24 protein-coding genes and 1 tRNA gene are annotated in these 26,256 nt (G+C 34.7%); 21 read left to right on the top strand and 4 right to left on the bottom strand.

Annotation, left to right across the window (positions count from 1 at the left end; genetic code table 11):
• Positions 1-19: 19 nt before the first annotated feature.
• The 4 genes from V7M80_RS07915 to dnaG all read left to right on the top strand — a co-directional run bounded on the left by V7M80_RS07915 (position 20) and on the right by dnaG (position 5,128).
• A complete protein-coding gene (locus tag V7M80_RS07915; RefSeq protein ID WP_333695275.1) occupies positions 20-580 on the top strand; it encodes an RNA polymerase sigma factor in 561 nt (186 codons plus the stop codon).
• Complete coding sequence (locus V7M80_RS07910) at positions 567-1,250, top strand: hypothetical protein (protein WP_333695274.1); 684 nt, start codon at positions 567-569, stop codon at positions 1,248-1,250. Before V7M80_RS07915 ends, V7M80_RS07910 begins: the two co-directional genes overlap by 14 nt.
• Before the next feature lie 31 nt (positions 1,251-1,281).
• Positions 1,282-2,349, top strand: coding sequence for a hypothetical protein (locus tag V7M80_RS07905; RefSeq protein WP_333695272.1), 1,068 nt, complete (start codon positions 1,282-1,284; stop codon positions 2,347-2,349).
• Between the two features lie 793 nt (positions 2,350-3,142).
• The gene (gene dnaG / locus V7M80_RS07900; RefSeq protein WP_333695271.1) at positions 3,143-5,128 is read left to right on the top strand and encodes a DNA primase; all 1,986 of its coding nucleotides are present in this window, start codon (positions 3,143-3,145) and stop codon (positions 5,126-5,128) included.
• A gap of 46 nt (positions 5,129-5,174) precedes the next feature.
• On the opposite strand, the gene V7M80_RS07895 is transcribed toward dnaG, so the two are convergent.
• Together V7M80_RS07895 and nadE are read right to left on the bottom strand one after the other, a co-directional pair.
• Positions 5,175-5,804 carry a response regulator transcription factor gene (locus tag V7M80_RS07895; protein WP_333695269.1) on the bottom strand — a complete coding sequence of 210 codons (630 nt, stop codon included), beginning with the start codon at positions 5,802-5,804 and terminating at the stop codon, positions 5,175-5,177.
• 108 nt (positions 5,805-5,912) lie between these two features.
• Positions 5,913-6,728 (bottom strand): NAD(+) synthase, encoded by an 816-nt coding sequence (nadE, locus tag V7M80_RS07890; protein WP_333695267.1) that lies wholly within the window; start codon positions 6,726-6,728, stop codon positions 5,913-5,915.
• 82 nt (positions 6,729-6,810) lie between these two features.
• Between nadE and gldB the strand changes: the two genes are divergently transcribed.
• On the top strand, positions 6,811-7,791 hold the full coding sequence (gldB, locus tag V7M80_RS07885) for a gliding motility lipoprotein GldB (protein WP_333695265.1): 981 nt from the start codon (positions 6,811-6,813) through the stop codon (positions 7,789-7,791).
• Positions 7,791-8,123 carry a gliding motility protein GldC gene (gene gldC / locus V7M80_RS07880; RefSeq protein WP_333695264.1) on the top strand — a complete coding sequence of 111 codons (333 nt, stop codon included), beginning with the start codon at positions 7,791-7,793 and terminating at the stop codon, positions 8,121-8,123. Before gldB ends, gldC begins: the two co-directional genes overlap by 1 nt.
• Here the strand turns inward: gldC and yihA are convergent.
• Positions 8,120-8,740 (bottom strand): ribosome biogenesis GTP-binding protein YihA/YsxC, encoded by a 621-nt coding sequence (yihA, locus tag V7M80_RS07875; RefSeq protein ID WP_333695262.1) that lies wholly within the window; start codon positions 8,738-8,740, stop codon positions 8,120-8,122. The two genes, gldC and yihA, sit on opposite strands and share 4 nt — an antisense overlap.
• Before the next feature lie 37 nt (positions 8,741-8,777).
• Entirely contained in the window at positions 8,778-9,542 is a 765-nt protein-coding gene (locus tag V7M80_RS07870) for an alpha/beta fold hydrolase (protein ID WP_333695261.1), read from the bottom strand.
• Positions 9,543-9,921: 379 nt separating this feature from the next.
• Here V7M80_RS07870 and mraZ point away from each other — a divergent pair, with 379 nt between their 5' ends.
• The 15 genes from mraZ (at position 9,922) to V7M80_RS07795 (ending at position 26,078) form a co-directional block, all read left to right on the top strand.
• Positions 9,922-10,395 (top strand): division/cell wall cluster transcriptional repressor MraZ, encoded by a 474-nt coding sequence (gene mraZ, locus V7M80_RS07865; protein WP_333695375.1) that lies wholly within the window; start codon positions 9,922-9,924, stop codon positions 10,393-10,395.
• Entirely contained in the window at positions 10,370-11,278 is a 909-nt protein-coding gene (rsmH, locus tag V7M80_RS07860) for a 16S rRNA (cytosine(1402)-N(4))-methyltransferase RsmH (protein WP_333695259.1), read from the top strand. Before mraZ ends, rsmH begins: the two co-directional genes overlap by 26 nt.
• Positions 11,275-11,625, top strand: a complete 351-nt coding sequence (locus V7M80_RS07855) for an FtsL-like putative cell division protein (RefSeq protein ID WP_333695257.1) — start codon at positions 11,275-11,277, stop codon at positions 11,623-11,625. The genes rsmH and V7M80_RS07855 overlap by 4 nt, the downstream gene beginning before the upstream one ends.
• On the top strand, positions 11,616-13,610 hold the full coding sequence (locus V7M80_RS07850; protein WP_333695256.1) for a penicillin-binding protein: 1,995 nt from the start codon (positions 11,616-11,618) through the stop codon (positions 13,608-13,610). Before V7M80_RS07855 ends, V7M80_RS07850 begins: the two co-directional genes overlap by 10 nt.
• Complete coding sequence (locus tag V7M80_RS07845; RefSeq protein WP_333695254.1) at positions 13,607-15,070, top strand: UDP-N-acetylmuramoyl-L-alanyl-D-glutamate--2,6-diaminopimelate ligase; 1,464 nt, start codon at positions 13,607-13,609, stop codon at positions 15,068-15,070. The genes V7M80_RS07850 and V7M80_RS07845 overlap by 4 nt, the downstream gene beginning before the upstream one ends.
• Before the next feature lie 5 nt (positions 15,071-15,075).
• The gene (mraY, locus tag V7M80_RS07840) at positions 15,076-16,296 is read left to right on the top strand and encodes a phospho-N-acetylmuramoyl-pentapeptide-transferase (protein WP_333695253.1); all 1,221 of its coding nucleotides are present in this window, start codon (positions 15,076-15,078) and stop codon (positions 16,294-16,296) included.
• Positions 16,297-17,631 (top strand): UDP-N-acetylmuramoyl-L-alanine--D-glutamate ligase, encoded by a 1,335-nt coding sequence (murD, locus tag V7M80_RS07835; protein ID WP_333695251.1) that lies wholly within the window; start codon positions 16,297-16,299, stop codon positions 17,629-17,631.
• A gap of 9 nt (positions 17,632-17,640) precedes the next feature.
• Positions 17,641-18,927 (top strand): FtsW/RodA/SpoVE family cell cycle protein, encoded by a 1,287-nt coding sequence (locus V7M80_RS07830; protein WP_333695250.1) that lies wholly within the window; start codon positions 17,641-17,643, stop codon positions 18,925-18,927.
• Between the two features lie 7 nt (positions 18,928-18,934).
• Positions 18,935-20,032 carry an undecaprenyldiphospho-muramoylpentapeptide beta-N-acetylglucosaminyltransferase gene (murG, locus tag V7M80_RS07825; RefSeq protein ID WP_333695248.1) on the top strand — a complete coding sequence of 366 codons (1,098 nt, stop codon included), beginning with the start codon at positions 18,935-18,937 and terminating at the stop codon, positions 20,030-20,032.
• A 1-nt stretch (position 20,033) separates the two neighbouring features.
• Complete coding sequence (murC, locus tag V7M80_RS07820) at positions 20,034-21,386, top strand: UDP-N-acetylmuramate--L-alanine ligase (RefSeq protein WP_333695247.1); 1,353 nt, start codon at positions 20,034-20,036, stop codon at positions 21,384-21,386.
• Positions 21,370-22,095, top strand: coding sequence for a cell division protein FtsQ/DivIB (locus V7M80_RS07815; RefSeq protein ID WP_333695246.1), 726 nt, complete (start codon positions 21,370-21,372; stop codon positions 22,093-22,095). The genes murC and V7M80_RS07815 overlap by 17 nt, the downstream gene beginning before the upstream one ends.
• A 7-nt stretch (positions 22,096-22,102) precedes the next feature.
• The gene (gene ftsA / locus V7M80_RS07810; protein WP_333695245.1) at positions 22,103-23,467 is read left to right on the top strand and encodes a cell division protein FtsA; all 1,365 of its coding nucleotides are present in this window, start codon (positions 22,103-22,105) and stop codon (positions 23,465-23,467) included.
• 43 nt (positions 23,468-23,510) lie between these two features.
• Complete coding sequence (ftsZ, locus tag V7M80_RS07805) at positions 23,511-25,436, top strand: cell division protein FtsZ (protein ID WP_333695243.1); 1,926 nt, start codon at positions 23,511-23,513, stop codon at positions 25,434-25,436.
• Positions 25,437-25,519: 83 nt separating this feature from the next.
• Positions 25,520-25,969 carry a GatB/YqeY domain-containing protein gene (locus tag V7M80_RS07800; protein ID WP_333695241.1) on the top strand — a complete coding sequence of 150 codons (450 nt, stop codon included), beginning with the start codon at positions 25,520-25,522 and terminating at the stop codon, positions 25,967-25,969.
• A 35-nt stretch (positions 25,970-26,004) separates the two neighbouring features.
• Positions 26,005-26,078 (top strand) — tRNA-Arg (locus V7M80_RS07795).
• Positions 26,079-26,256 lie beyond the last annotated feature (178 nt).

Here is a 26,256-nt window from a genome sequence, read left to right as displayed (position 1 = left end):
TTTTGTTTAATAGAAATCGATGAAAGTAATTCCATTACATCAAGAGGAAAAAAATTTAATTGAACAAGCTGTAAATCAAAACAGATTTGCACAAAATCAATTGTTTGCCAAATTTTCTCCAAAAATGTTAGGGGTTTGTAGACAATATATAAAAGATTTACAATTGGCCGAAGATGTAATGATCAGTGCATTTATGAAAGTTTTTGTGAGTTTGAATCAATTTGAACACAAAGGAAGTTTTGAAGGCTGGATAAGACGTATTATGATAAACGAGTGTATTTCGTTTATTAGAGTACAAAAGCAAGTAAAATTTATGGATGAAGAAACTTTTTTTGAAGAACGATTTAACGATATAGAGAGTAAATTTTCGACAGATGAAATTCAGTTTTTGATAGATAATTTACCGGATGGATACAAAATGGTTTTCAACTTGTATGTGATAGAGGGATATAAGCACCAAGAAATTGCAGAGCTTTTAAATATTAGTGAAGGTACATCCAAATCGCAATTGTCTCATGCCCGAAAGTTGCTTCAAAATCAAATTTTAAAATTAAAAAATTACGAAAATGGAACCGAATAATATAGAAAACCAAATCAGAGAAAAGTTGAGTCAACGTGAGATTCAGCCTTCTTCAAAGGCTTGGGATCGATTGGATGCCATGCTTTCGGTAGAAGAGCAAAAACCCAAAAGAAATTTCAAATGGCTTGCTATTGCCGCTGTTTTTTTGGGATTTACCGTTGTTGGTATTTTCTTACTCAATTCCAAAGATTCATTTCAAAATAGCGTTCCTTCGCAACCCATTGTTTTGGAAAATGAAACCAATACTATAAATCAGGATTCAGAAGAAGTTAATGGAAGCTCTCTATTAAAACCCAAAGAAAATCAGGTAATTGTTCTTCAGCCTTCTCACAAAATGGAAAAACCCAAATCCGAAATTAACCCCAAAAAGGATTTTTTGTTGGAAGTCAAAACCGAATCACCGGTACTAGTCGAAAAAACAGAGGTGCCCAATACGTTGCCTTTAGACCAAATTGAAAAAGCTCAAAAGCTATTGGCAGAAGTAGAGCAAGGAATCAAAACGACCGATAATTCAAAAAAACACGCATCCGGAATTTCGGTTAATCCTAAAACTCTTTTGGAATCTGCCGAACAAGAAGTTACAGCGAGTTTTAGAAACAAGTTATTGCAATCTATAGACAAAAATTACGAAACCATTAAATCGGCTCTTGCCAACCGAAATACAGAATAATCAATCATTATAACTATTAAAATCCCTAATTATGCTAAGAATTATTTTTTACGCAACAGTATTGCTATGCACTTTTGTAACTCAAAGTTTTGCCCAAGACGTCTTTGAAAAAAGAGCCAAAGAGATTGCTCTTCGTATTGAACAAATAACCAAAAGTGAAAAAGAAGCCCTAAAAAAATCTGTAGATTCTATAGATGATATGGTTTCTAAAGGTAAAATGACTACCATTGATGCCGATGGTTTAAAATTAAAGTTGGCTACTGAAAGAGCCAAAAATATTGAAACCAAGGTAAATCAAGAAGAAGAAAAGTTACGCGTTTTGGTCTCTGAAGTGGTAGATGGTAAAATTGAAAATTCTGATTCCGATTCTACACAACGTAAAAGAAGATTTACCATTACTTGGAATGAAGGTGCAGGAAGTTATAGTTCAAAATACGAAAAGCGTAGCGAAAGACGAACTACTTCTCAATTTGTTTTTGCTTTTGGTCTCAATAATCTTGTTACAGATGGCGATTTAAGTTCACTGGAAGATAGTGATTACCGTGTTTGGGGTTCGCATTACTACGAATGGGGATTGACCTATAACACCAGAATTTTTAAAAACAACAATTTATTACATGCCAAATACGGTTTGTCTTTAATGTATACTAATTTGCGACCTACAGATAATCGCTATTTTGTTCGTGATGGAAATCAGACAAACCTGCAAGAATTTGATTTAAACTTGAGAGAAAGTCGATTTCGTAATGTACATTTGGTAGCACCCGTTCATTTGGAATTTGATTTTACACCTACAAAACAAAATGAAAAAGGAGAACGAATCTTTAAAACGCACAGAAATGTACGTCTAGGAATTGGAGGTTATGCCGGTTTTAATGTGAAAACCAAACAAATATTAAAATTTACAGAGGATGATATCAAAGTAAAAGTTAAAGAAAAAGGAGATTTCAATACTACCGATTTTGTGTACGGACTCTCCACTTACATTGGTTACGGAGAAACCAGTTTGTATTTGAAATACGATTTAAATCCGGTATTTAAAAATAATGCTATAGATCAAAACAATATTTCTCTCGGAGTGCGATTTGATTTCAATTAAAAAAAACTAAAAATACGAAAGAGCTTCCTTGTGAAGCTCTTTTTTTAAACCCAACTCAATTTTTTTTAAATTATCAGTAAAAAACCAAGAAAATCAATTTTGTACTTGTAATATTGAATTTAAATTTTCGCATTAGGTTAAAATTTTAATGTTTTAGATTCCAGCCGTTGCTAGGAAATGTCAAAAATTTAGGGCAATAAAATAGATATCTTTCTAGTTAACGGCTGAATCAAAAAAACGACCTTTTTCTCATTTGAAAACTTTGCCTAAATCATCCTTAATTTATACCAATTCCTTTGGAACCTTATATTCTGATTATTTGGTTCTCAGAAAACTGGATTTGTCTGAGACTTTTGATTTACAAATCATAGAACAAGTGCAATTTTTCAAGTCCCGTGATTGGACATTAAACGTTTTTTCAATTTTAGGAGCCATTCTTCTTGGTTTTCTTTTGTTTAGGGAACATAATGTTCCATTTTATTTTAAGATTATCCCCTTTGGGGCTTTCCTTTTTTTGTGCTATTTTGGACTTAGTTTTAAAAAAGTATCTTTTCAGGTTATTGTTTTTTTTAAAAACACAAAAAGGGTAAAAAAGATTAAGGTATCTAAAACATTCAAATCGGAGGCTAAAGTTTTTGTATCTCGGTATCATCACTATCAAAGGGACAAAAAGGCGTTTTCAATTTTACAGAAGGTTGTTTAAAATGCGTTTTATTTTTTAGCGACATATTGATTAGGGGTGTCTGTTTTGTAGATTTTAATTCCTATTTTTACCCACATTCAATATTGTATTGTGATTTCTCAAAATACCATAGATTTAGTTTTTGAAACTGCTCGTGTAGAGGAGGTTATAGGCGATTTTGTACAGCTCAAAAGGGCGGGAAGTAATTTAAAAGGGTTGAGTCCGTTTTCAAATGAAAAGTCCCCATCGTTTATGGTTTCTCCTGTGAAACAAATCTGGAAGGATTTTAGTTCAGGAAAAGGAGGAAATGCTGTGACTTTTTTGATGGAACATGAGCATTTTTCATTTCCGGAGGCTATTCGTTATTTAGCCAAAAAGTACAATATTGAAATTGAAGAGACCATAACTTCAGATGAAGACAAAGCCGAGGCCAATGAAAAGGAGAGTATGTATTTGGTCTCAGAGTTTGCAGGTTCCTATTTTCAAAAGGTATTATGGGAAGAAGAAGAAGGGAAAGCTATTGGGTTGAGCTATTTTAAAGAAAGAGGTTTTACCTCAGAAACGATAAAAAAATTTAATTTAGGGTACTCACCCAATACTTGGGATGCCTTAACTAAAGAAGCCCTTGGGAAGGGATACAAACTGGAATATCTTGAAAAAACCGGACTTACAATCGTAGGCGAAGGAAAACAGTTTGATCGTTTCAAAGGGAGAGTGATGTTTCCTATTCAAAGTATGTCCGGACGTATTTTCGGATTTGGGGGGCGTATTTTGACTAATGATAAAAAAGCAGCCAAGTATTTAAATTCTCCCGAAAGTGATATCTATCACAAAAGTAAAGTGTTATATGGTATTTTTCATGCCAAACAAGCTATTGCCAAGCAAGACAAATGTTTTTTGGTTGAAGGTTACACCGATGTGATTCAAATGCATCAAGCCGGGATAGAAAATGTAGTGTCGTCTTCCGGTACGGCTTTAACTCCCGATCAAATTCGATTGATAAATAGGCTTACCAAAAATATTACAGTACTTTTTGATGGAGATGCTGCCGGTTTACGAGCTTCTTTACGCGGTATCGATTTGATTCTCGAGGAAGGGATGAATGTAAAAATTTGTACTTTTCCCGATGGTGAAGATCCGGATAGTTTTGCCAAAAATACACCCTACGAAGATTTAGTTCGTTATTTGGAACAAAACGCCAAAGATTTCATTCAATTTAAGGCTTCATTGCTAATACAAGATGCCCAAAATGATCCGATTAAGAAAGCCGAATTGATTCGAGATATGGTTACCAGTATTTCTAAAATACCCGATCGAATTAAAAGAGAAATTTATGTTCAAGAGTGTGCCCGAATAATGGATATTTCTGAACAAGTTCTCTTTAGCACTTTAGCTCAGCTAGGTCAAAAGGAACTTTCTGAAGCCAATAAAAAATTCAAACAGGAACAAAAAGTTTTTGAAGTTGTCAAGAACGAATCCAATCAAGCCCTCGAAAAGATTGATATTGTTACGCTTTTAGAGAAAAGTATATTGGAAATTCTGTTGTTGTATGGACACCTTGAAGCAGAGTTTGAAAATGTATTTGTTAAATATGACGATAACGGTAAAGAAACTGAAGTTTCCGAAAAAGTGATTCAAAAGATTTACGAACGCATCTATTTAAGTTTGCAAGAAGATGAAATTGAGTTTGCTAATCCGGTATTTAATGCGATTTATTTAGATTTGATTACACAATACCATCAAAACGAATCGTTTGATAAAAATCAATATGTAACCAATTTAAATCCCGATTTTGCTCAAGTGGTTACAGATATTATAATGAACGATGAAAGGTATAATTTACACGGTTGGTTAGATAAAAAACAAGTTTTTGTGAAAGAGAAAAATGATGCAGAAGTTTTGTCTCGTTTGGTTACAGAAACGATAGTGACTTTTAGAGAGTTTTTAATTACTCAAATCAATTCAGATTTAATGAATCAAGTCAAAGAAGGCCAAGTAGATTCATTGGAAGATTTGATTGTTGCCATAAATGATTACAACAAATTAAAGGTAAGCATTACCCGAAGAATAGGAAGAATGCGATCTGATTATAATTAAAAAAGGCCTCTTTTGAAGGCCTCTTTTTTTAAAAAGTATTTCTGTTCTATACAATTTCGAGTGTTTTTGCTTTGTTTACCAAATCTACTAAATTGGTTACATTAAGCTTGGTTAAAAGTCTTAGTTTGTAAGTGCTAATTGTTTTTTCGTTTAATCCCAATATCTTGGAAATTTCATTGTTTTTCTTTCCGTCACTTAGGTAACGCAATACTTCAATTTCACGGTTCGAAAGTTTACGATACAAACGTTCACTTTTGTTTTGTTTGGCTATAAGTGCCAAGTTCTTTTTTATAGTGTCATTAAAAATAACAGCACCATTATTTACTTTAACAATAATGTTTCCTAAGTTCTCTAACTTAGATGTTTTGTGGATATAAGCCGATACTCCAGCCTTCAAGGAGTTAGGTGCATAGATGTTTTCGGATAAATTACTAAATACAATAATTTTTGTATTTGGAAATTCTTTTAAAATGTACTTAACCAAATTGATACTTGTTAATCCTTCCAATTCCAAATCCAAAATTAGGATGTCTATTGGCTTAATTTTAAGTAAATCCAAAATCATATTGTAATTCCCTACGTGTCCTACAATACTAATTTCGGCATGGTCTTTAAAGTAAGATTTTACTCCAAAATGCACTACGGGTTGGTTGTCGGCTAAACAAACTTTAATCATAATAAGTGGTATTTAGTTGAAAAATGATTAATACTCATTTAGGGCAGCTAAAGATACTACATTTTTTGAAAACGGAGTTATTTTTTAAGGAAAAAGTTTAATAAAAATTTAATAATTTTTTAAACTTTTGGGAATTTCGCAAACAGGTATAGGTTTCATTTTGTGTTGATTAGCCTGATTGAGTCTTTTATAAATAGCCAAAACTTCTTCTTCACGTTTGTTTAGTTTTTGATTCGGTTGATTGGTTTCTACAAATAGCATAGCCCATTCCAATTCGTCATAAGTTGCACCCAGTTGGTCTTCGTCGGTTCGGTTGTCTCCAAACAATCCGTCGGTTGGGGCAGCTTTTAAAATGGATTCCGGGACTTTCAAATAAGCTCCCAATTGGTATACTTCCGACTTCAGTAAATCGGCAATCGGACTCAAATCGACTCCTCCATCTCCATATTTGGTATAAAAACCTACTCCAAAATCTTCTACTTTGTTTCCGGTGCCTGCCACCAATAGACCCTGAATACCTGCAACGTAATACAGTGATGTCATGCGTAATCTTGAGCGGGTATTGGCTAATGCCAAATGATAAAGCATGTCGTTGTCATGTGGAGGAAATGTTTTTTTTAAATGCTCAAAAGAATCGGTTAAGTCGATTTCTAAATCGGATACATTTGAAAATCTATTTTTTAACTGATTTAAATGTTCAACTTTACGGTCTACTTGTGTTGCGGCTTGATGAATAGGTAGTTTAACACCTACAGTCTTATATCCAGTCATCGCACACAGGGTTGAAGTTACCGCACTATCTATACCGCCCGATATTCCCACAACAAAACCTTTAACTTTTGCGTTATCTGCATACTTTGTTAACCAATTTACAATATGATGGGTCACTTTTTCTGCGTCAATACCCTGCTTTTTTTGTGTCATTTGTATAGTGAATTTGGTGTGACTAAATGTATATTTGCATTTGCAAACTAAAAAGGTAAAAATATAAAAAAACTCTTGATTTATGGGAATAAAATTCTTGCATTTAAACCGGTTTATTTGGGTTACTTTTCTCGGTTTATTGGTTGTTTCATGTACCAAGAAATCAAAAATCGAACAAGAAGTTGAACAAGTTCCAATTGCACTAAGTGTGGAACGTTTCGATAAAATATTTTACGAAACTCCGGTTTCTGATTTCAAAAAAATGAGACAAAAATATGCTGCCTTTTTTCCCAATCAATTTCCCGACAGTTTGTTTATCAGTAAAATGCAAGATCCTTTGTATAGAGAATTGTATACAGAAGTTCAAAAAAAATATGCCGATTTTGGACCTGTTCAAACAGAAATTGAAGAAGTGTTTCGTTTTATGAAATACTATTTTCCAAACAAACCGTTACCCCAAAAGGTCACTACTTTAATTTCTGAAATGGATTACCAAAATAAAATTATTTTAACCGATACTCTCATGCTTATTTCTTTGGATTTGTATTTGGGTAAAGAACATAAATTTTATGAATTTCCGGAATATTTTCGACAAACCTTTGAACGTTCTCAAATTTTACCGGATATAGTTACTGCTTTTTCCGAAACGGTTACACCGCCTCCTACAGATAAAAGTTTCTTAGGTCAAATGATTTACTTTGGGAAAGAGTTATATCTCAAAGATGCCATGTTGCCCCATTATTCCGATTTTAATCGTATTGGTTATACCCAAGAACAATTGGAGTGGTGTAAGGAAAATGAAAGTGAAATTTGGAGGTATTTTATCGAAGAAAATATCTTGTATGATACAGACAGTAAATTAATTCAACGTTTTATTGCCCCTGCTCCTTTTTCTAAATTTTATTTGGAAATAGATAATGAGTCGCCTGGCCGTGTAGGAATCTGGATAGGTTGGCAAATTGTCCGTTCTTTTATGAAAAATAATGAAGTATCTTTGCCGGAATTACTCCAATTAGATGCTAAAGAAATTTTTACTCGTTCTAAATATAAACCCAAAAAATAATGACTGCCAAAAAATCGAAAATACAATTTGATGTTTTATTAGATGAAAATAAAATTCCGGAATCTTTGTCATGGTCTGCCAAAGATGGAGGGATAGAAAATCAACCTACAAAAGCCTTTATGCTAGCAGTTTGGGATTCGGTTGCTCAAGAGTCTTTGCGAATTGATTTGTGGACAAAAGATATGCCGGTTGATGAAATGAAACTGTTTTTTCATCAAACTCTTGTGGCTATGGCTGATACCTATCAAAGGGCTACCGATGACGATAAAATGGCCGATACAATGCGGGATTTTTGCGATTATTTTGCAGAAAAACTCAATCTCAAAAACTAAAAAGACGCATTGTTTTTAAAGATTTCTTGATTTACATGGTCAATGTAGGTTAACAATTCTTCTTTACCTGTTTGTTCCGTTGAAGAAGTAACAAAATGTTGGGGCATTTCTTCCCAACCCTGAGCCAAAACTTGTTTTCGGTATGCCGCTACTTGAGAGTTTATTTTGGTTTTTCCTATTTTATCCGATTTGGTGAAAATCAAACAAAAAGGGACTTCGGTTTCACCTAAATAGTTGATGAATTCCAAATCGATTTTTTGAGCTTCTAACCGAATGTCTATTAATACAAAAGCACAAACCAACTGCTCTCTTTTTTCAAAATAATCGGTTATGAACTTCTGAAATGTTTCTTTTGTTTTTTTGGAAACTTTGGCATATCCATACCCGGGTAAATCAACCAAAAACCAATTATTATTTATTTTAAAATGATTGATTAATTGCGTTTTACCTGGTTTTGATGAGGTTTTTGCCAGATTTTTATGGTTGGTCAACATGTTTATTAGTGAAGATTTCCCCACATTCGATCTGCCAATAAAGGCATATTCAGGAAGTAATTCTTTGGGACACTTGGCCACATCAGAATTGCTTATTACAAATTCGGCGGTGTTTATTTTCATAAATAAAAAGAATAAAAAAAGTCCATTATGCGGACTTTTATAATTTGTTATTTTGAAGCCATTCTAGAACAATTCTGTTAAATTCTTCAGGATGCTCCATCATTGCCGCATGTCCACATTGATCTATCCAATATAAACTTGATTCGGGTAACAGTCTATGGAATTCTTCGGCAACTTCTGGTGGTGTAACCTTGTCATTCTTCCCCCAAATTAAACAGGTAGGAGTTGTCATTTTGGGTAAATCCTTTGCCATGTTATGACGAATTGCACTTTTGGCAATGGTAAGTGTTTTTATCACTTTAATACGATCATTTACAATGGCAAAAACTTCATCTACTACCTCTTTTGTTGCAATTTCAGGGTTGTAAAAAACACCTTGTGTTTTTTGCTTGATGTACTCGTAGTCTCCTCTTTTGGGATAGGAATCCCCCATGGCACTTTCATAAAGCCCGGAGCTTCCCGTTAATATCATGGCTAATACTTTTTCAGGGTACATTTTGGTATGATAAAGGGCAACATGCCCTCCCAAAGAATTACCAACCAAAATGACTTTCTCAAATCCTTTAAATGTAATAAAGTCTTTTACATATTTTGAAAAGGCTTTAACGTTGGTTTTTAATATGTTTTGTGTATATAAAGGCAGTTCGGGTATAACCACTTTATAACCGTGTTTTGGAAAAAATTCTGCCATTCCACCAAAGTTACTTAAGCCTCCCATCAATCCGTGTAAGACTATGATAGGGGTGCCTTCACCAGATTCGAAATAACTGTATTTACCTTCTTTTTTAAAGTGATTTTCCATCAAAAAAACTCGCTTTCAATTCCTCACAAATATATGATTTTATATGTAAAAATAAAGCTTTCCCATTTTTATTTGAAATTGTTTTTAAGATAGAGAAAAAACCAAATGAGTCGAAATTTAAATTATTGTCTAACAGTTGTTTCGATGTTTTTTTCTTCTGAAATCATGCGTAATTTTTATGGATGAAGAATTTAAATTGGGTTGTCGTGTTTTTGACAGATTTTTTTATAAAGGCTTGCAGGTCTTTTCTTTTTCAAGTCCAAAGTATTTAATCAATTGATTGTTAAAGTGGTAAAACTTATTAACAAAGTGGGAATTTGTGGTAAAATGTGGTAAAATGTTTTTATATTTGCTATCAAACCACATAAAAGCTAATGTATTGAGTGCCATTATTGGAACATACGAATGTAAGGTAGATGCAAAAGGAAGATTGCTTTTGCCGGCTCCTTTAAAGAAGCAGTTAGCTGCCTCTTTACAGGATGGTTTTGTTTTAAAGCGTTCGGTTTTTCAGCCTTGCTTGGAGTTATATCCAATGGCTGAATGGAATTTATTGATGGCAAAAGTGAATAAGTTAAACCGCTTTATAAAGAAGAATAACGATTTCATTAGAAGATTTACGGCGGGAGTTAAAGTGGTAGAAATTGATAATCTGGGAAGAATGTTAATTCCAAAAGATTTAGTTGCTTTTGCTTCTATTGAAAAAGACATCGTGCTTTCTTCCGGGGTAAACATTCTTGAAATCTGGGATAAAGAGTTGTATGAAAAAGCTATAGATGATGCTACGGTGGATTTTGCAGATTTGGCAGAAGAAGTAATGGGAAATATTAATGAAGATGGAAATGGAATATCATAATCCGGTTTTATTACACGAGTCGGTTTCGGGGTTGAATATCAATCCGGATGGGGTTTATGTAGATGTAACTTTTGGTGGGGGAGGACATTCCAAAGAAATTTTATCACGCCTAAGTGAAAAAGGCAGGCTTTATGCCTTTGATCAAGATCAAGATGCGGCTGCCAATGCTTTGTCTGATGAGCGATTTGTTTTAATACCTGAGAATTTTAGATACATCAAGCGTTTTTTAAGGTTTAATGGGGTCAGACAAGTAGATGGAATCCTGGCCGATCTAGGGGTTTCTTCGCATCAATTTGATGTGCCTGAGCGAGGTTTCTCAACCCGATTTGATGCAGGTTTGGATATGAGGATGAATCAAAATGCGGTTTTAAATGCCTATACGGTTATAAACGAATATGAAGAAGGAGATTTAAGAAAAATATTTTCAGAGTATGGCGAATTAAACAATGCGGGGGCAATTGCCAACACAATTGTTTTGGCTCGAAAAGAAAATCCTATACGAAATACGGAACAATTGAAGCAAATTTTATCCCGATTCCTGCCTGCACACAAGAGTCATAAAATTTTAGCTCAGATTTATCAAGCGATTCGGATAGAGGTAAATGAAGAAATTCAAGTGCTTAAAGAATTTTTGGAGCAGTCGCTCGAAATTTTAAAGCCCGGTGGCAGGTTGAGTGTAATTTCCTATCACTCACTTGAAGATAGATTGGTTAAACGATTTTTTAAAAACGGATTGTTTGAAGGTGAGCCGGAACGAGATTTCTTTGGTCGTTTTACGGTACCTCTAACGCCTATAGGTAAGCTTATTGTTCCAGCAGATCAGGAAATAAAGGTGAATAACAGAGCACGTAGTGCTAAACTCAGAATTGCAGAAAAAAAATGAAAACAGGAGGATTATACGCCATTTTAAAAGCCAGATTCCTGGTAAATGAAGATGCGGTCAAGAATTGGAAGTTTATCATTTTTTTGATTTTTCTGGCCATGATAATGATAGCAAATATTCACTGGTACGAAAAAAAAGTTTTTCAAATAGTAGAGTTGAATAAAGAAGTTAAAGAATTAAGATCTGAATTTGTAGACAGAAGATCGGAATTGATGAAGTTAAAAATGGAAAGTACCATTTCAAAAAAAATGGAAACTCGACAAATTGGACCATCATCTGTTCCGCCAACCAAAATAAAAGTAGTAAAACCCAAAGAAAAATCAGTACTTGATAAAATATGGCCGTAGAGGATAAACATATTTCGTATCGTATCTATCTCGTTGCATTTGTCTTGTTTCTAATGGCAGTTGGAATTGCCGTTAAGCTTACAAACATTCAATGGGTAGAAGGGGAGTATTACCGAGAATTAGCCAAAGAACGCAGTGTTAAGAATCATGTTATTCCGGCTAATAAAGGTAATATCTATTCCTCAGACGGAAGTCTTTTGGCTACATCCATACCCAGTTATAAGATTCGTTTTGATGCTGTAGCCCCTAAAAAAGAGGATTTTGAAGCCAATTTGCAACCCTTAGCCGATTCGCTTTCAAAGTTGTTGGGTAAGCCCTCGCAGTTTTATAAATCAGAATTAATAAAAGCCCGATCTACAAAAAATCGCTATTATTTGGTGGCTCGTAATTTAAGTTACACTCATTACATGAAAATTAAAAGTTTTCCACTTTTTAATAAAGGTATGTATAAAGGTGGAATTATTACAGAGCAGAAAACTATAAGAGAACATCCTATCGGTTTGGTTGCCGAAAGAACAATAGGTTATGAAAGAGTTAAGCCAAACGGAGAACCAGATGGAAAAGGAATCGAATGGGCTTTCAAAGATTATTTAAATGGCAAAGACGGAAAACGTTTAATGCAAAAAATGGCCAAAGGACAATGGAAGCCGCTTAGAGATGAAAATGAAGTGGAGCCTCAAGACGGTTATGATGTGATTTCTACTCTAGATGTTTACATTCAGGATATTGCTCACCATGCTCTTTTAAAGCAATTGGAATATTATGAAGCCGATCACGGTTGTGTAGTGGTTATGGAAACCAAAACCGGACAAGTAAAAGCTATTTCCAATTTAGGGAGAGATGAAAGTGGAGTGTATACGGAAAGAGTGAATTATGCTGTCTCAGAATCCCATGAGCCCGGTTCTACATTTAAATTAATAGATCTTATTGCCCTTTTTGAAGATAAATTGGCCGATACGAATACCGTTTATGATTCGCATGGAGGCGAAATCTCTTATTACAATCGAAAAGTTAGAGACTCCAAAAAAGGAGGTTATGGCAAGATTAGTTTGGGTAGAGGCTTTGAAGTTTCTTCTAATACGGTTTTGGTTCAAGCGGTTTACAACAATTACAAAAATAACCCTAAAAAATTTGTAGAGCATATCAATAGGTTAAAGTTAAACCAACCTCTTGGTTTGCAAATCAAAGGAGAAGGAACCCCTAAGATTCCACAACCCGGCGACAAAAATTGGTACGGAACTACTCTGCCTTGGATGGCTTATGGCTACAGCGTTTCTCTCACACCATTACAAACCCTAACGTTGTATAATGCGGTGGCAAATAATGGCGTAATGGTTAAGCCTTACTTTGTTCAAGAAGTTAAAGAGTGGAATAAAACCATAAAGAAGTTTGAACCAGAAGTAATAAATCCAAAAATTGCTTCAGATGAAACTCTAATTAAAATTAGAGCAGTTTTGGAAAATGTTGTCAAAAAAGGAACGGGTTCTAAATTGTATTCCAAAGAGTTTTCTATGGCCGGAAAAACAGGAACGGTACAAATGAACTATGCCGACAAAGAAAACATGTATTATGCTTCTTCTTTTGTGGGGTATTTCCCAGCCGATAATCCCAAATATTCTTGCATCGTTGTAGTACACAAGCCTAGTAAATCAAAAGGATACTATGGAGCCGATGTTTCCGGTCCTGTATTTAAAAGAATTGCTCAAAAGGTTTTCACAGATGTTCCTTCTACTAATGAAGTGAAAGAATTAGGAAAAGAATTGAAAATTCAAGAAGAGAGTTTTAATTCTTTTTACACCCAATTAAATTCGGCTCCAAAAGCCATTCCAAACGTAAAAGGTATGCCGGGTATGGACGCTGTTGCTCTTCTGGAAAATTTAAAATTGAAAGTAATAGTGAAAGGTTCGGGGAAAGTAAAAAATCAATCGATTCAACCGGGGGAATCTATTCAAAAAAACAAAATAATTGTATTGGAATTATCGTGAAAATTTTAAAGGACATATTATACAAAGTAAATATTGAGGCAGTAATTGGTTCAACAGAGCTTTCTATTGAAAAAATTGAATTCGATTCCAGAAAGATTAGTTTGAATGATGTTTTTGTTGCCATTAGAGGAACTCAGTCAAATGGACATGATTTTATTGATAAAGCTTTAGATTTTGGTGCTTCGGTCGTTGTATGTGATACATTTCCAAGTAAAATTGTAAATGGAGTTACCTACGTACAAGTAAAAGATACCAATACGGCATTAGCCTATATGGCGGCAAACTATTATGACAATCCTTCCAAAAATTTAAAATTGGTTGGTATAACCGGAACCAATGGGAAAACTACCACTGCATCTTTACTTTTTCAATTGTTTCAAAACGCCGGATATAAAGTAGGATTGTTATCTACCGTGAAAATTTGGGTACATGATATTTCCTATCCGGCCACGCACACCACACCCGATTCTCTTACTATAAATTATTATTTGAACGAAATGTGTAAGGCTGGAGTTGAGTTTTGTTTCATGGAAGTGAGTTCACATGGCATTCATCAAAAGAGAACCGAAGCTTTAACTTTTGCCGGAGGTGTTTTTACCAATTTGTCACACGATCATTTAGATTATCACGCTTCTTTTGCTGAATATCGGGATGTGAAAAAGTCATTTTTTGATTTTTTACCATCTTCTGCATTTGCATTAACCAATAGTGATGATAAAAATGGAGCTATTATGCTTCAAAATACCAAAGCAAAAAAATGCACTTATGCCTTAAAAACCTATGCCGATTATAAAGCTATTGTTTTAGAAAATCAGTTTAGTGGTTTGTTACTTAAAATCAATGAAAACGAAGTTTGGGTAAAACTTATTGGCTCTTTCAATGCTTACAATTTATTAGCTATTTATGGTACGGCTATCGAATTGGGTTTAGACCCTTTAGAGGTGCTTCGTCTTTTATCTGAGTTAGAAAGTGTATCGGGCAGATTTCAATATACGGTTTCGGCAAATAAAATTATTGCTGTGGTAGATTATGCTCACACTCCGGATGCTTTAGAAAATGTATTGGAAACTATCAATACAATTAGAACCAAAAATGAACAGGTTATTACAGTTGTTGGTTGTGGTGGGAATAGAGACGCAGCAAAAAGGCCTCTAATGGCTCACATTGCATCTAAGCTTTCGGATAAAGTGATTTTAACTTCGGATAATCCCAGATGGGAAGATCCTGAAACCATTTTACGTGAAATGGAAAAAGGGGTCGAACCTCAAAATTATAGAAAAGTCCTTACGGTTGTCGATAGGAAACAAGCTATTAAAGCGGCTTGTCAATTAGCTTCGTCTAATGATATTATTTTAATTGCCGGAAAAGGACACGAAAATTATCAGGAAATTCAAGGTGTAAAACATCATTTTGATGATATGGAAGTCGTAAAAGAATTGTTCAATCTTTACAATGCCTAATTTGTATGTTATATTATTTATTTGATTATTTAAACAAAGCATTTGACATACCCGGAACCGGTGTGTTTCAGTACATTACTTTTCGGTCCGGATTGGCTGTATTGTTGTCTTTACTAATATCTACCATTTATGGTAAAAAAGTTATAGAGTTTCTAAGGAAACAACAAGTTGGTGAAACTGTTAGAGAACTTGGTTTAGCTGGTCAAACCCAAAAGGCGGGTACACCTACCATGGGCGGATTAATTATAATAATGGCTACTTTAATTCCGGTTTTGCTATTAGCCAAGTTGGATAATATTTATGTCATATTGTTAATAGTTACCACACTATGGATGGGAACCATAGGTTTTATAGACGATTATATTAAAATATTTAAAAAAGATAAGGCAGGCTTAAAAGGAATTTTCAAAGTTATTGGTCAAGTTGGATTAGGGTTAATTGTGGGGTCTGTTCTGTATTTTCATCCGGGGGTTACGGTTAGAAAAGATACCCAACGAACGAATATTTTAGAGCAAACTGTTCAAAATCCTTTGAGTTTAGAAGAAAAGTCAACGGCTACAACTATACCTTTTTTTAAGAATAACGAATTCGACTATGCCGATTTACTGACCTTTTTAGGAGAAGGTTATGAGTCTTGGGCTTGGATGATTTTTATTCCAATTGTAATCTTTATAATAACAGCTGTTTCAAACGGTGCCAATCTTACTGATGGTATTGACGGTTTGGCAGCCGGAACATCGGCTATTTCGGTATTAACACTGGGTATTTTTACGTTTGTTTCCGGGAATATTATTTTTTCAAATTACCTCAATATCATGTATATCCCCAACTCCGGTGAAATGACTGTTTTTATTTCAGCATTTGTGGGAGCACTCATTGGTTTTTTATGGTACAACAGTTTTCCTGCCGCAGTATTTATGGGCGATACCGGAAGTTTAACAATAGGCGGTATTATAGCAGTTATCGCAATTGCAATTCGTAAAGAACTATTAATTCCGGTAATATGTGGCATTTTTCTCGCCGAAAACCTCTCTGTTGTTCTTCAAGTAAGTTATTTCAAGTATACAAAGAAAAAGTTCGGTGAAGGAAAACGCATTTTTCTCATGTCACCCCTCCATCATCACTACCAAAAGAAGGGTTACCATGAAAGTAAAATTGTAACCCGGTTTTGGATTGTTGGAATTTTATTAGCCATTCTTTCAATTGTAACACTAAAGTTGAGATAGATGAAAAGATTGGTTGTTTTAGGAGGTGGAGAGAGCGGTGTAGGAACCGCAATTCTGGGAAAGAAAAAAGGGTTTGATGTCTTTGTCTCAGATTACGGAAAAATTAAAGAAAATTATAAAGAAGTTCTAATTCTTAATGAAATCAAATGGGAAGATGAAAAGCATACGGAGAGTCTCATCTTAAATGCAGATGTTGTAATGAAAAGTCCGGGTATTCCGGATAGTGTTCCTATAGTTCAAAAACTCAAGAAAAACAATATATCGGTTGTTTCTGAGATTGAATTTGCAACCCCTTTTACAACAGCATTAACTATTGGGATAACCGGTAGCAATGGTAAAACTACCACAACGTCATTAACCTATCATTTGCTTAAATCTGCCGGATTAAACGTTGGTTTGGCCGGAAATATTGGCAAAAGTTATGCTTGGCAAATAGCCGATGAGGATTTTGATGTGTACGTTTTAGAACTCAGTAGTTTTCAACTTGATGGTATAGAAACATATAAACCGCATATAGCCATCATAACAAACATTAGTCCGGATCATTTGGACAGATACGAGTATAAGTTTGAAAATTATATCAATTCTAAGTTTAGAATTACCATGAATCAAACGGAAGAAGATTTTTTGATCTATGATGCCGATGATGAAACGATTCAACAATGGTTAAAATACAATACAATTAAAGCAACGAAAATTCCATTTTCATTGCAAGAAAAAAACAAAAACGGGGGCTTTATTAACAACAATATTATGGAAATGTACATCAACGAAGAAGAATTTACAATGGAAACCAAATCAATAGCTTTGGAAGGAAAACACAATCTAAAAAACGCTATGGCAGCTACTTCAGTAGCTATGTTAATGCGTATTAGAAAACAAACTATTAGAGAGAGTTTGTCCAACTTTCAAGGGGTTGAACATCGCTTGGAGAAAGTTCTTAAAATTCAAAATGTTCAATACATAAACGATAGTAAAGCAACCAATGTAAATGCTACATTTTTTGCCTTAGATAGTATGAATGCCCCGACAGTTTGGATTGTTGGTGGAGTTGACAAAGGAAACGATTATTCTGAATTGATGACTTTGGTACGCGAAAAAGTAAAAGCCATTATTTGTTTAGGGGTAGACAACAAGAAAATTATTGATGCCTTTGGCAATGTTGTAGATGTCATGGTTGAAGTAACTTCTATGGGTGATGCGGTTAGAACAGCTCAACATATTGCAGAAAAAGGAGATACCGTATTGTTATCTCCGGCTTGTGCAAGTTTCGATTTATTTGAAAACTACGAAGATAGAGGCAGACAATTTAAACAAGCTGTTCGAAATTTATAATAAATAATTATGCTCGTACTAATAAAAAGATTAAGAGGAGACAAGGTCATTTGGGCACTAGTAGCTCTATTGGCTCTGTTTTCTTTTATGCCGGTATTTAGTGCCAGTAGTAATTTGGCATATGCCGGAGCAGGTACGGGAAATACAGTTAGTTATTTAGTAAAGCACTTAGTTCATGTTTTGTTAGGTTTTGCAATTATCTATCAAATTCATAAGGTTCCGTATCATTATTACAGAAGTATTTCTCGTTTTTTATTGCCGTTTTTGTGGATACTGTTAGCCTATACATTATTCAAGGGTACGGTTATTGCAGGAGCCAATGCAAGCCGGTGGATTCAATTGCCTTTTATTGGAATCTCATTCCAACCCTCAACTTTGGCCTTTATTGTCTTGATGGTTTTTGTGGCAAGATATTTATCAAAAACACGTGAAGAAAAAATTACTTTTAAATCGTCTTTTATCGATTTATGGATACCGGTAGGGATTACTTTACTATTTATTCTTCCGGCAAATTTCTCAACCGCTGCATTAATATTTGCCATGATTTTAATGCTGGTGTTTGTTGGTAAGTACCCCATAAAATACATTTTAGGTATTTTAGGTATTGGTTTTCTGATGCTTACATTCTTTATTTTGGTTGCCAAAGCATTCCCAAATCCATTAACTAGTCGAGTTGACACTTGGGAGGCCAGGATAGAACGGTTTATGAATGATGAAAATCAAGATTCCGATGAAGTATATCAAATAGAAAGAGCCAAAACGGCTATTGCTTCGGGAGGTATTTACGGTTTAGGCCCCGGTAAAAGTGTGCAAAAAAACTTTTTACCACAGTCTTCTTCAGATTTTATTTATGCTATCATAGTTGAAGAATTTGGACTTTTTGGAGGCTTAAGTATTTTAGGAATTTATTTGTTGCTTTTTTTCAGATTTGTAATTGCAGCACATAAAGCCAATACTTTGTTTGGAAAATTGGTAGTTGTAGGATTAGGATTTCCAATCGTATTTCAAGCGTTTATCAATATGGGAGTAGCTGTAGAGCTTTTGCCAACTACCGGACAAACTCTCCCCCTTATAAGTAGCGGAGGAAGTTCAATTTGGGTGACTTGTTTGGCTATTGGAATTATAATAAATGTTACCAAAAAAGAGGAAGAAATAGCTCAAGAAAATGCCGAAAAATTAAAAAGAGATGAAGCGTTGCAAAAATTGATAGACAAACAATTGGAGGAAGATAGTCTTGAGACAAATGAAAATTCTGAAGAGTCTAATCCCATGCAAGCTGTGCTCAATAAAAAATAAGAATACCATGCAAAAATTAAAATTCATCATTAGTGGCGGAGGAACCGGAGGACATATCTATCCGGCAATTGCTATTGCAGATGAGTTACAAGTTCAGTTTCCGGACTGTGAAATCCTTTTTGTTGGGGCTAAAGATAAAATGGAAATGAAAAAAGTTCCTCAAGCCGGTTATAAAATTAAAGGATTGTGGATTTCTGGATTGCAACGAAAGTTGACGTTGTCTAATCTTTTGTTTCCGGTCAAATTGATTTTTAGTATGGTCAAATCGTATTTTATTTTGAAAAGTTTTAAGCCAAATGTAGTAATAGGCACCGGAGGATTTGCTTCTGGAGCCGTGGTTAAAACCGCTTCTTGGATTGGGTTACCAACTTTAATTCAAGAACAAAATTCATATCCTGGAATTACAAATAAATGGCTTTCCAAATCGGTTGATATTATTTGTGTAGCCTATGAAAATCTAGACGCTTTCTTTCCTCAAAATAAAATAAAGTTCACCGGAAATCCGGTCAGACAAGATTTGTTAAGTCTTACTCATAAACGAATTGATGCGTTGGCCTATTTTGCTTTAGATGCAACTCAAAAAACAGTGTTGGTTCTCGGGGGAAGTTTGGGCTCAAAAAAAATTAATGAGTTGATTGCAGAAAAGCTAGATTTTTTTATCAATCAAAAGTTTCAAATAATTTGGCAAACCGGTTCATTGTATTTTGAACAGTACAGTCATTTCAATCAAAAAGGAAATGTAAAAGTAGTTTCTTTTATAGACCGTATGGATTATGTTTATGCTGCAGCAGATGTAATTATATCCAGATCGGGTGCTTCATCGGTATCCGAACTTTGTATAGTAGGGAAGCCGGTACTTTTTATACCTTCTCCTAATGTAGCAGAAGATCATCAAACTCAAAATGCCAAGGCTATAGTCAATAAGAACGGTGCTCTTTTGGTGAAAGAATCTGAGTTAGAGAACAAATTTGATAAGGTATTTCTGGATTTAATGGCAAATCCGAATGAACAAACGCGTTTAGGCACAAACATTCATGCAATGGCAAGACCCGAAGCGACTAAAGATATTGTAAAACAAATTGTCCAATTGATTAGCAAAAAATAAAATGAACTTGAATCAAGTACATAATGTATACTTTATAGGAATTGGAGGCATAGGAATGAGTGCACTAGCTCGCTATTTTCACCTGTTGGGGAAAAAGGTTTGCGGTTATGACAAAACTCAAACCGAACTTACAGATGAACTCCAATCTTTGGGTATGCAGGTACATTATGAAGATTCAATACAATTCATTCCGGCAGGATTTAATCCGGAAAATACTGTAGTTATTGTTACCCCAGCAGTACCAACTTCGCATTCAGAATGGAATTTTTTTAAAACGAATGAATTTACCATTTTAAAAAGAGCAGAAGCCTTGGGATTAATAACGCAAGATACCTTTTGCTTTGCCGTTGCCGGAACACATGGAAAAACAACAACTTCAAGTATTTTGGGACATATACTGGTTCAATCCGGAGTAGATGTTACCGCTTTTTTAGGGGGAATAGTAGAAAATTACAATTCCAATTTAATAGGAAATGGCAAATCAGTCTCTGTTGTAGAGGCAGATGAATTTGATCGCTCATTTTTAAAATTACATCCCAATATGGCCTGTGTTACTTCAATGGATGCCGATCATTTAGATATTTATGGAGATTCGCAAAGCATTGAAAATGCATTTGTGGAATTCTCTAGAAAAGTTGAAAATCCCAACCAACTTTTTATTCCAAAGGGCCTTCCTCTGAATGGATTAAAAATTGCCATAAATGAACCAGCCGATTTTAGTGCATTTAATATCAGAATTGAAAAAAGCACCTATGTTTTTGATGTTCAAACCCCCAACGAAATAATAAAAGACATTCAATTTAAATTGCCCGGAAAGCATAATTTAATGAATGCACTCATGGCTTTGGCTATGGCTAAAACTTACGGTACCCCAACCGATCAAATAGTCAAAGCTTTGGGTACATTCAATGGAATTAAAAGACGGTTTTCATATCAAATTCAAACCGAAGGTTTGGTGTATATTGATGATTATGCACATCATCCAACCGAGATAAATGCAGTGTATCAAGCGGTTCGAGAACTTTACCCCAATCAAAAAACAATGGCAATTTTCCAACCTCATTTGTTCAGTAGAACGCATGACTTTGCAGATGATTTTGCTGCAAGTTTAGCTCAATTTGATGAAGTGATTTTGTTGGAGATTTATCCGGCCAGAGAATTGCCAATAGAAGGAGTAACTTCAAGTTGGCTTCTCTCAAAAATTAACAATCAAAATAAAAAATTAGTTTCAAAGAATCAATTATTTACCGAATTGCAACATACCAATGCGACCGTTTATGTTACAATAGGTGCCGGAGATATTGGTGAAATGGTAGGGGCCATAAAAAATAAGTTGTATGAAAAAATTTCTTAACTGGACCAATTTGAGATTGATGTTCATGATCCTCGTTTTAGGTGGGTTACTTTCGTTTACAACCCATCGAAATAACAACCGAAAATTGCTACAATCAACAGTAGAATTTTTAAATGAGGAGCCACTTTTTGTAACACATGAAACGGTTAATAAATTGTTAATAGAAAATAAAAAACATGCTTCCAGTATACAGAAAGTTGCTTTAGATTTGAATAATTTGGAAAGTACTATCAACAAGCATCAGATGATTGAAAATGCTGAGGTTTATGTTACAGTAGATGGTCATCTGAAGGCTGTGGTGAAACAAAAAACACCGGTAGCAAGGCTTTTCGAAGGAAGAGATTCTTATTATATTGATTCTAAAGGAACTAAGATGCCGCTTTCAGAAAATTATTCGGCCAGAGTTCCCTTGGTTTTAGGGTCAGTAGAAGGTGAAAATAGAGAAAATTTCATAACGTTATTTCGATTTATTCACCAAGATGAATTTTTAAAAAAGAATATAATTGGAATAGAAATTCTACCAAGTGGGAGCGTAAAAATGAAGAATCGGAATTTTGATTTTGTTATTGATTTTGGAAAACCGATAAGTGTAGAAAAAAAATTAAACAATTATAAAGCCTTTTTTCAAAAAGCAGTTCAAGATAGCCTTTTGGAAAAATATAAAATAATAAATCTCAAGTTCACTCAACAAGTGGTTTGCACAAAATAGTTTGATTATGAAAAACGATAACATTGCTGTAGGTTTAGATATTGGTACCACCAAGATTGTGGCCATGATTGGTCGTAAAAACGAGTATGGAAAATTGGAAATTCTCGGGGTTGGAAAATCTAAAAGTTTGGGAGTACATCGTGGTGTGGTAAATAACATAACCCAAACCATTCAATCTATTCAAGCCGCTATTACAGAGGCCGAAAACAATTCCGGTTATATGATTAAAGATGTTGTAGTTGGGATTGCCGGACAGCATATTAGAAGTATTCAGCACAGTGACTATATCAGTAGAAGTAACCCAGATGAAGTTATTTGCGATAAAGATATTGAGCAATTAATCAATCAAGTGCACAAATTGGCTATGTTGCCGGGTGAAGAAATTATTCATGTTCTACCTCAGGAATTCAAAATAGACGGGCAATCTGAGATTAAAGAACCCATTGGAATGTATGGCGGTAGATTAGAAAGTAGTTTTCATGTGGTTGTAGGCCATGCGGCATCTATTCGAAACGTGGGAAGATGTATACAAAGTGCCGGAATAGAATTGTCTGGTCTCACGCTAGAACCGTTAGCCTCTTCAGATGCCGTCTTAAGTCAGGAAGAAAAAGAAGCTGGAGTTGCACTGATTGATATTGGAGGTGGAACAACCGATTTGGCAATTTTCAAAGATGGTATAATTAGACATACTGCTGTTATTCCTTTTGGCGGAAATGTTATTACAGACGATATAAAAGAAGGCTGTTCTATAATCGAAAAGCAAGCCGAGTTGTTGAAAGTGAAATTTGGATCAGCTTGGCCCGGAGAAAATAAAGACAACGAAATTGTTTCCATTCCCGGTTTAAGAGGAAGAGAGCCTAAAGAGATTTCGTTAAAAAATTTATCCAAAATAATCAATGCCAGAGTAGTAGAAATTATTGAGCAAGTTTTTGACGAAATTAAATCGTATGGCCATGAAGACCCCAAAAAGAAGCTTATTGCAGGAATTGTATTAACCGGTGGAGGGGCCCAACTTAAACACATCAAGCAGTTGGTTGAATACATTACCGGAATGGATACGCGTATAGGGTATCCTAATGAACATTTAGCCGGGAATTCCGACGAAGAAATGTCAAGTCCATTATATGCTACTGCGGTAGGATTGATGATGAATAGTATAAATAATAACACTAAAAGTGCCATTTTAATGTCAGAAATGGAACAAACGGTGTCACAAGAAGTAAAACAAGAGGAACCCAAATCTAATCCTGAAGTTATTGCTCAAACAGAAAAAGAAGTCAAAGTAGAAGAAAGTACTGAAAAGCAAATCAAACGCTCTTTCTTTGACAAATATGTAGAAAAAATAAAAGAATTTTTAGACAATGCAGAGTAATCTTCAGTGTCGTTAAATAATAGAATCAGCAAAACCAAGAATTATGATAAGCAACTCAGAATTTGGAAGTATTTCATTTGATTTACCCAAAAATCAATCAAATGTAATTAAAGTAATCGGCGTAGGTGGTGGTGGTAGCAATGCCATTAACCACATGTTTAAACAAGGTATTAAAGGCGTAGATTTTGTAGTGTGTAATACCGATTCACAAGCATTGCAAAATAGCCCGGTTCCTAATAAAATTCAGTTGGGTGTTAGCCTAACAGAAGGATTAGGAGCAGGAGCCAATCCGGAAGTTGGTCAACAATCTGCCATTGAAAGTGTAGATGACATAGCCAAAATGTTAGATAGCAATACCAAAATGGTTTTTATTACCGCAGGTATGGGTGGAGGTACCGGTACTGGTGCTGCTCCGGTTATTGCACAAATGGCTAAAGAAAAAGAAATTTTAACCGTTGGAATTGTTACAATACCTTTTCAGTTTGAAGGTAAAGTTCGTTCAGAACAAGCGATGAATGGGGTGGAGCGTTTGAGAAAACAAGTGGACTCATTGATTGTAATCAACAATAACAAACTAAGAGAGGTTTATGGAAATTTGGGTTTCAAGGCCGGTTTCTCTAAAGCAGATGAAGTATTGGCAACTGCCTCAAGAGGTATTGCCGAAGTAATTACCCATCATTACACTCAAAATATCGACTTAAAAGATGCTAAAACCGTGCTTTCCAATAGCGGAACTGCTATAATGGGGTCGGCTACAGCTTCTGGTGACGCCAGAGCCAAAGAAGCTATTGTTGCAGCTTTAGATTCTCCACTTCTAAATGATAATAAAATTACAGGTGCCAAAAACGTATTGTTGCTTATCGTTTCTGGATCTACCGAAATTACCATTGATGAGATTGGTGAAATTAATGATCACATTCAAGCCGAAGCCGGTTATAATGCCAATATTATCATGGGGGTTGGTGAAGATGAAGCTTTAGGCGATTCTATTGCTGTTACTATTATTGCGACAGGTTTTAATGTTGAACAACAAAAAGGGATTGTAAATGCAGAACCGCAACGCATTATTCACTCTTTGGAGGAAAATCAAACCAATACGATTGATTTAACCCCCAAAATACATACACCAATTGAGACTAAAACTTCTGTAGACAACTTGGGAAACGAACCCACGAATAAAGTGGTTTTTGAACTTCTAGATGACATGGAAGTAATAGAAGCTAAAGTGGTTTCCGATTTGATTCCAACCACAGAAAATATTAAAAATATTGAAGTTGTTTACGAACTTGTAGATCCCAAAGCAGAACACACTCTTTTGGCAACAACTCCCGAGATAAGAGAAATTATGGTTAAAGACCCGGAGTTTGTTATTGTAGAAAAAGAACAAGTGACATTATCTTTTGATTTACCTGTTGAAAATACCAAAACCTACGCTAACGAGCAACCCATCCTTTTTGACCTAAATCCTACACAAACCAACGAAATCAAAGTGAATGACCCAATGCAAGTTATTCCAATGACAGAAGTAAACGAAACCGGAGTTGTTCGGTATTCTCTAGAAGAATACATGGAGATTGAAAACGAACTTTTGCAATCAAAACCAGTAGAGAATAAAGTAGAAGAACCTGTAAATGAGGAATTGAATATTACGATTAAAAAAATTGACGAAACACCCAAGTTTGGGAATTCGTATGATGAAATTAATCCTATAGAAATGACCATCGAGGAAACACTTCGTTTACGAGCCGATGATCGAAGAAAGAGGTTAAAAGAATTTAATTACAAATTTCATAACAATTCCTCCAAATTAGACGAAATGGAAAAAATACCTGCCTATAAGAGATTAGGTGTAGACTTGCCAACCAATACAGGTTCGAGCAATCAATCTAGGATGTCATTGGGAATAGATAGTAATGACGATAATCAGTTGAGAACTAACAATTCTTTTTTACATGATAATGTAGATTAAATCAAATATCAACTAATGAATAACCCGATAATTGCTTCAATTATCGGGTTATTTTTTTTATTTTCGCACTCAAAATAAAAACGATGAGTTTACAAGTTCAAATCAATGATGAAATAAAAAATGCAATGAGAGCTAAAGATACTTTAGCCTTAGAAGCATTGCGAGCTGTTAAATCTGCAATTTTATTAGCACTCACAGAAGGTGGAGCCAAAGATGAATTAGCTCAAGAAGATGAAATCAAATTGCTACAGCGTTTGGTTAAACAAAGAAAAGATAGTGCAGCAATTTATATCCAACAAGGTAGACAAGATTTGGCCGATCCAGAAATTCAGCAAGCCGCTGTTATTGAGAAATTCTTACCCAAACAATTGTCTGAAGCAGAAATAGAATCTGTTATAAGTCAATTAATTAAAGATAATGGTTTTGCTGGAATGGCAAGTATGGGCCAGTTAATGGGATTAGCATCCAAACAATTGGCCGGAAGTGCGGATGGGAAAACCATATCAACTATTGTAAAAAAGCTTTTGGCTTAACAAAAAAAATTGTAGATTCGCACTCTCAAAATAACGGCCTCGTAGTTCAACTGAATAGAATATCAGATTTCGGCTCTGAGGGTTACAGGTTTGAATCCTGTCGAGGTCACGAATAAAACCAAAAGGATACAAAATTTCCAAGCTTGCTTGAGAATTTTGTATCCTTTTGGTTTTTCAAAGCGGAGCTTTGAAGGATGGCCGCAGGCAATTCTTATATAATTATCAAATCATTTTTCCAAGCTTGCTTGAGAATTTTGTATCCTTTTGGTTTTTCAAAGCGGAGCTTT

It is taken from the genome of Flavobacterium sp. (genome assembly GCF_036759525.1).
GTDB lineage: Bacteria > Bacteroidota > Bacteroidia > Flavobacteriales > Flavobacteriaceae > Flavobacterium.
The sequence above is the reverse complement of the archived record's forward strand: the minus strand, read 5'-3'. Positions and strand labels throughout refer to the sequence as shown.

Bases quoted from the DNA above. Each gene is read 5' to 3' on its own strand.
- V7M80_RS07870 (WP_333695261.1), bottom strand. From the start codon at position 9,542: ATGGAAAATCACTTTAAAAAAGAAGGTAAATACAGTTATTTCGAATCT.
- yihA (WP_333695262.1), bottom strand. From the start codon at position 8,740: ATGAAAATAAACACCGCCGAATTTGTAATAAGCAATTCTGATGTGGCC.
- ftsZ (WP_333695243.1), top strand. From the start codon at position 23,511: ATGATAAGCAACTCAGAATTTGGAAGTATTTCATTTGATTTACCCAAA.
- gldB (WP_333695265.1), top strand. From the start codon at position 6,811: ATGGGAATAAAATTCTTGCATTTAAACCGGTTTATTTGGGTTACTTTT.
- murD (WP_333695251.1), top strand. From the start codon at position 16,297: ATGAAAAGATTGGTTGTTTTAGGAGGTGGAGAGAGCGGTGTAGGAACC.
- V7M80_RS07910 (WP_333695274.1), top strand. From the start codon at position 567: ATGGAACCGAATAATATAGAAAACCAAATCAGAGAAAAGTTGAGTCAA.
- gldC (WP_333695264.1), top strand. From the start codon at position 7,791: ATGACTGCCAAAAAATCGAAAATACAATTTGATGTTTTATTAGATGAA.
- V7M80_RS07905 (WP_333695272.1), top strand. From the start codon at position 1,282: ATGCTAAGAATTATTTTTTACGCAACAGTATTGCTATGCACTTTTGTA.
- mraY (WP_333695253.1), top strand. From the start codon at position 15,076: ATGTTATATTATTTATTTGATTATTTAAACAAAGCATTTGACATACCC.
- rsmH (WP_333695259.1), top strand. From the start codon at position 10,370: ATGAAGATGGAAATGGAATATCATAATCCGGTTTTATTACACGAGTCG.
- V7M80_RS07850 (WP_333695256.1), top strand. From the start codon at position 11,616: ATGGCCGTAGAGGATAAACATATTTCGTATCGTATCTATCTCGTTGCA.
- nadE (WP_333695267.1), bottom strand. From the start codon at position 6,728: ATGACACAAAAAAAGCAGGGTATTGACGCAGAAAAAGTGACCCATCAT.
- murC (WP_333695247.1), top strand. From the start codon at position 20,034: ATGAACTTGAATCAAGTACATAATGTATACTTTATAGGAATTGGAGGC.
- V7M80_RS07800 (WP_333695241.1), top strand. From the start codon at position 25,520: ATGAGTTTACAAGTTCAAATCAATGATGAAATAAAAAATGCAATGAGA.
- ftsA (WP_333695245.1), top strand. From the start codon at position 22,103: ATGAAAAACGATAACATTGCTGTAGGTTTAGATATTGGTACCACCAAG.
- V7M80_RS07895 (WP_333695269.1), bottom strand. From the start codon at position 5,804: ATGATTAAAGTTTGTTTAGCCGACAACCAACCCGTAGTGCATTTTGGA.
- V7M80_RS07855 (WP_333695257.1), top strand. From the start codon at position 11,275: ATGAAAACAGGAGGATTATACGCCATTTTAAAAGCCAGATTCCTGGTA.
- V7M80_RS07815 (WP_333695246.1), top strand. From the start codon at position 21,370: ATGAAAAAATTTCTTAACTGGACCAATTTGAGATTGATGTTCATGATC.
- V7M80_RS07830 (WP_333695250.1), top strand. From the start codon at position 17,641: ATGCTCGTACTAATAAAAAGATTAAGAGGAGACAAGGTCATTTGGGCA.
- V7M80_RS07915 (WP_333695275.1), top strand. From the start codon at position 20: ATGAAAGTAATTCCATTACATCAAGAGGAAAAAAATTTAATTGAACAA.
- murG (WP_333695248.1), top strand. From the start codon at position 18,935: ATGCAAAAATTAAAATTCATCATTAGTGGCGGAGGAACCGGAGGACAT.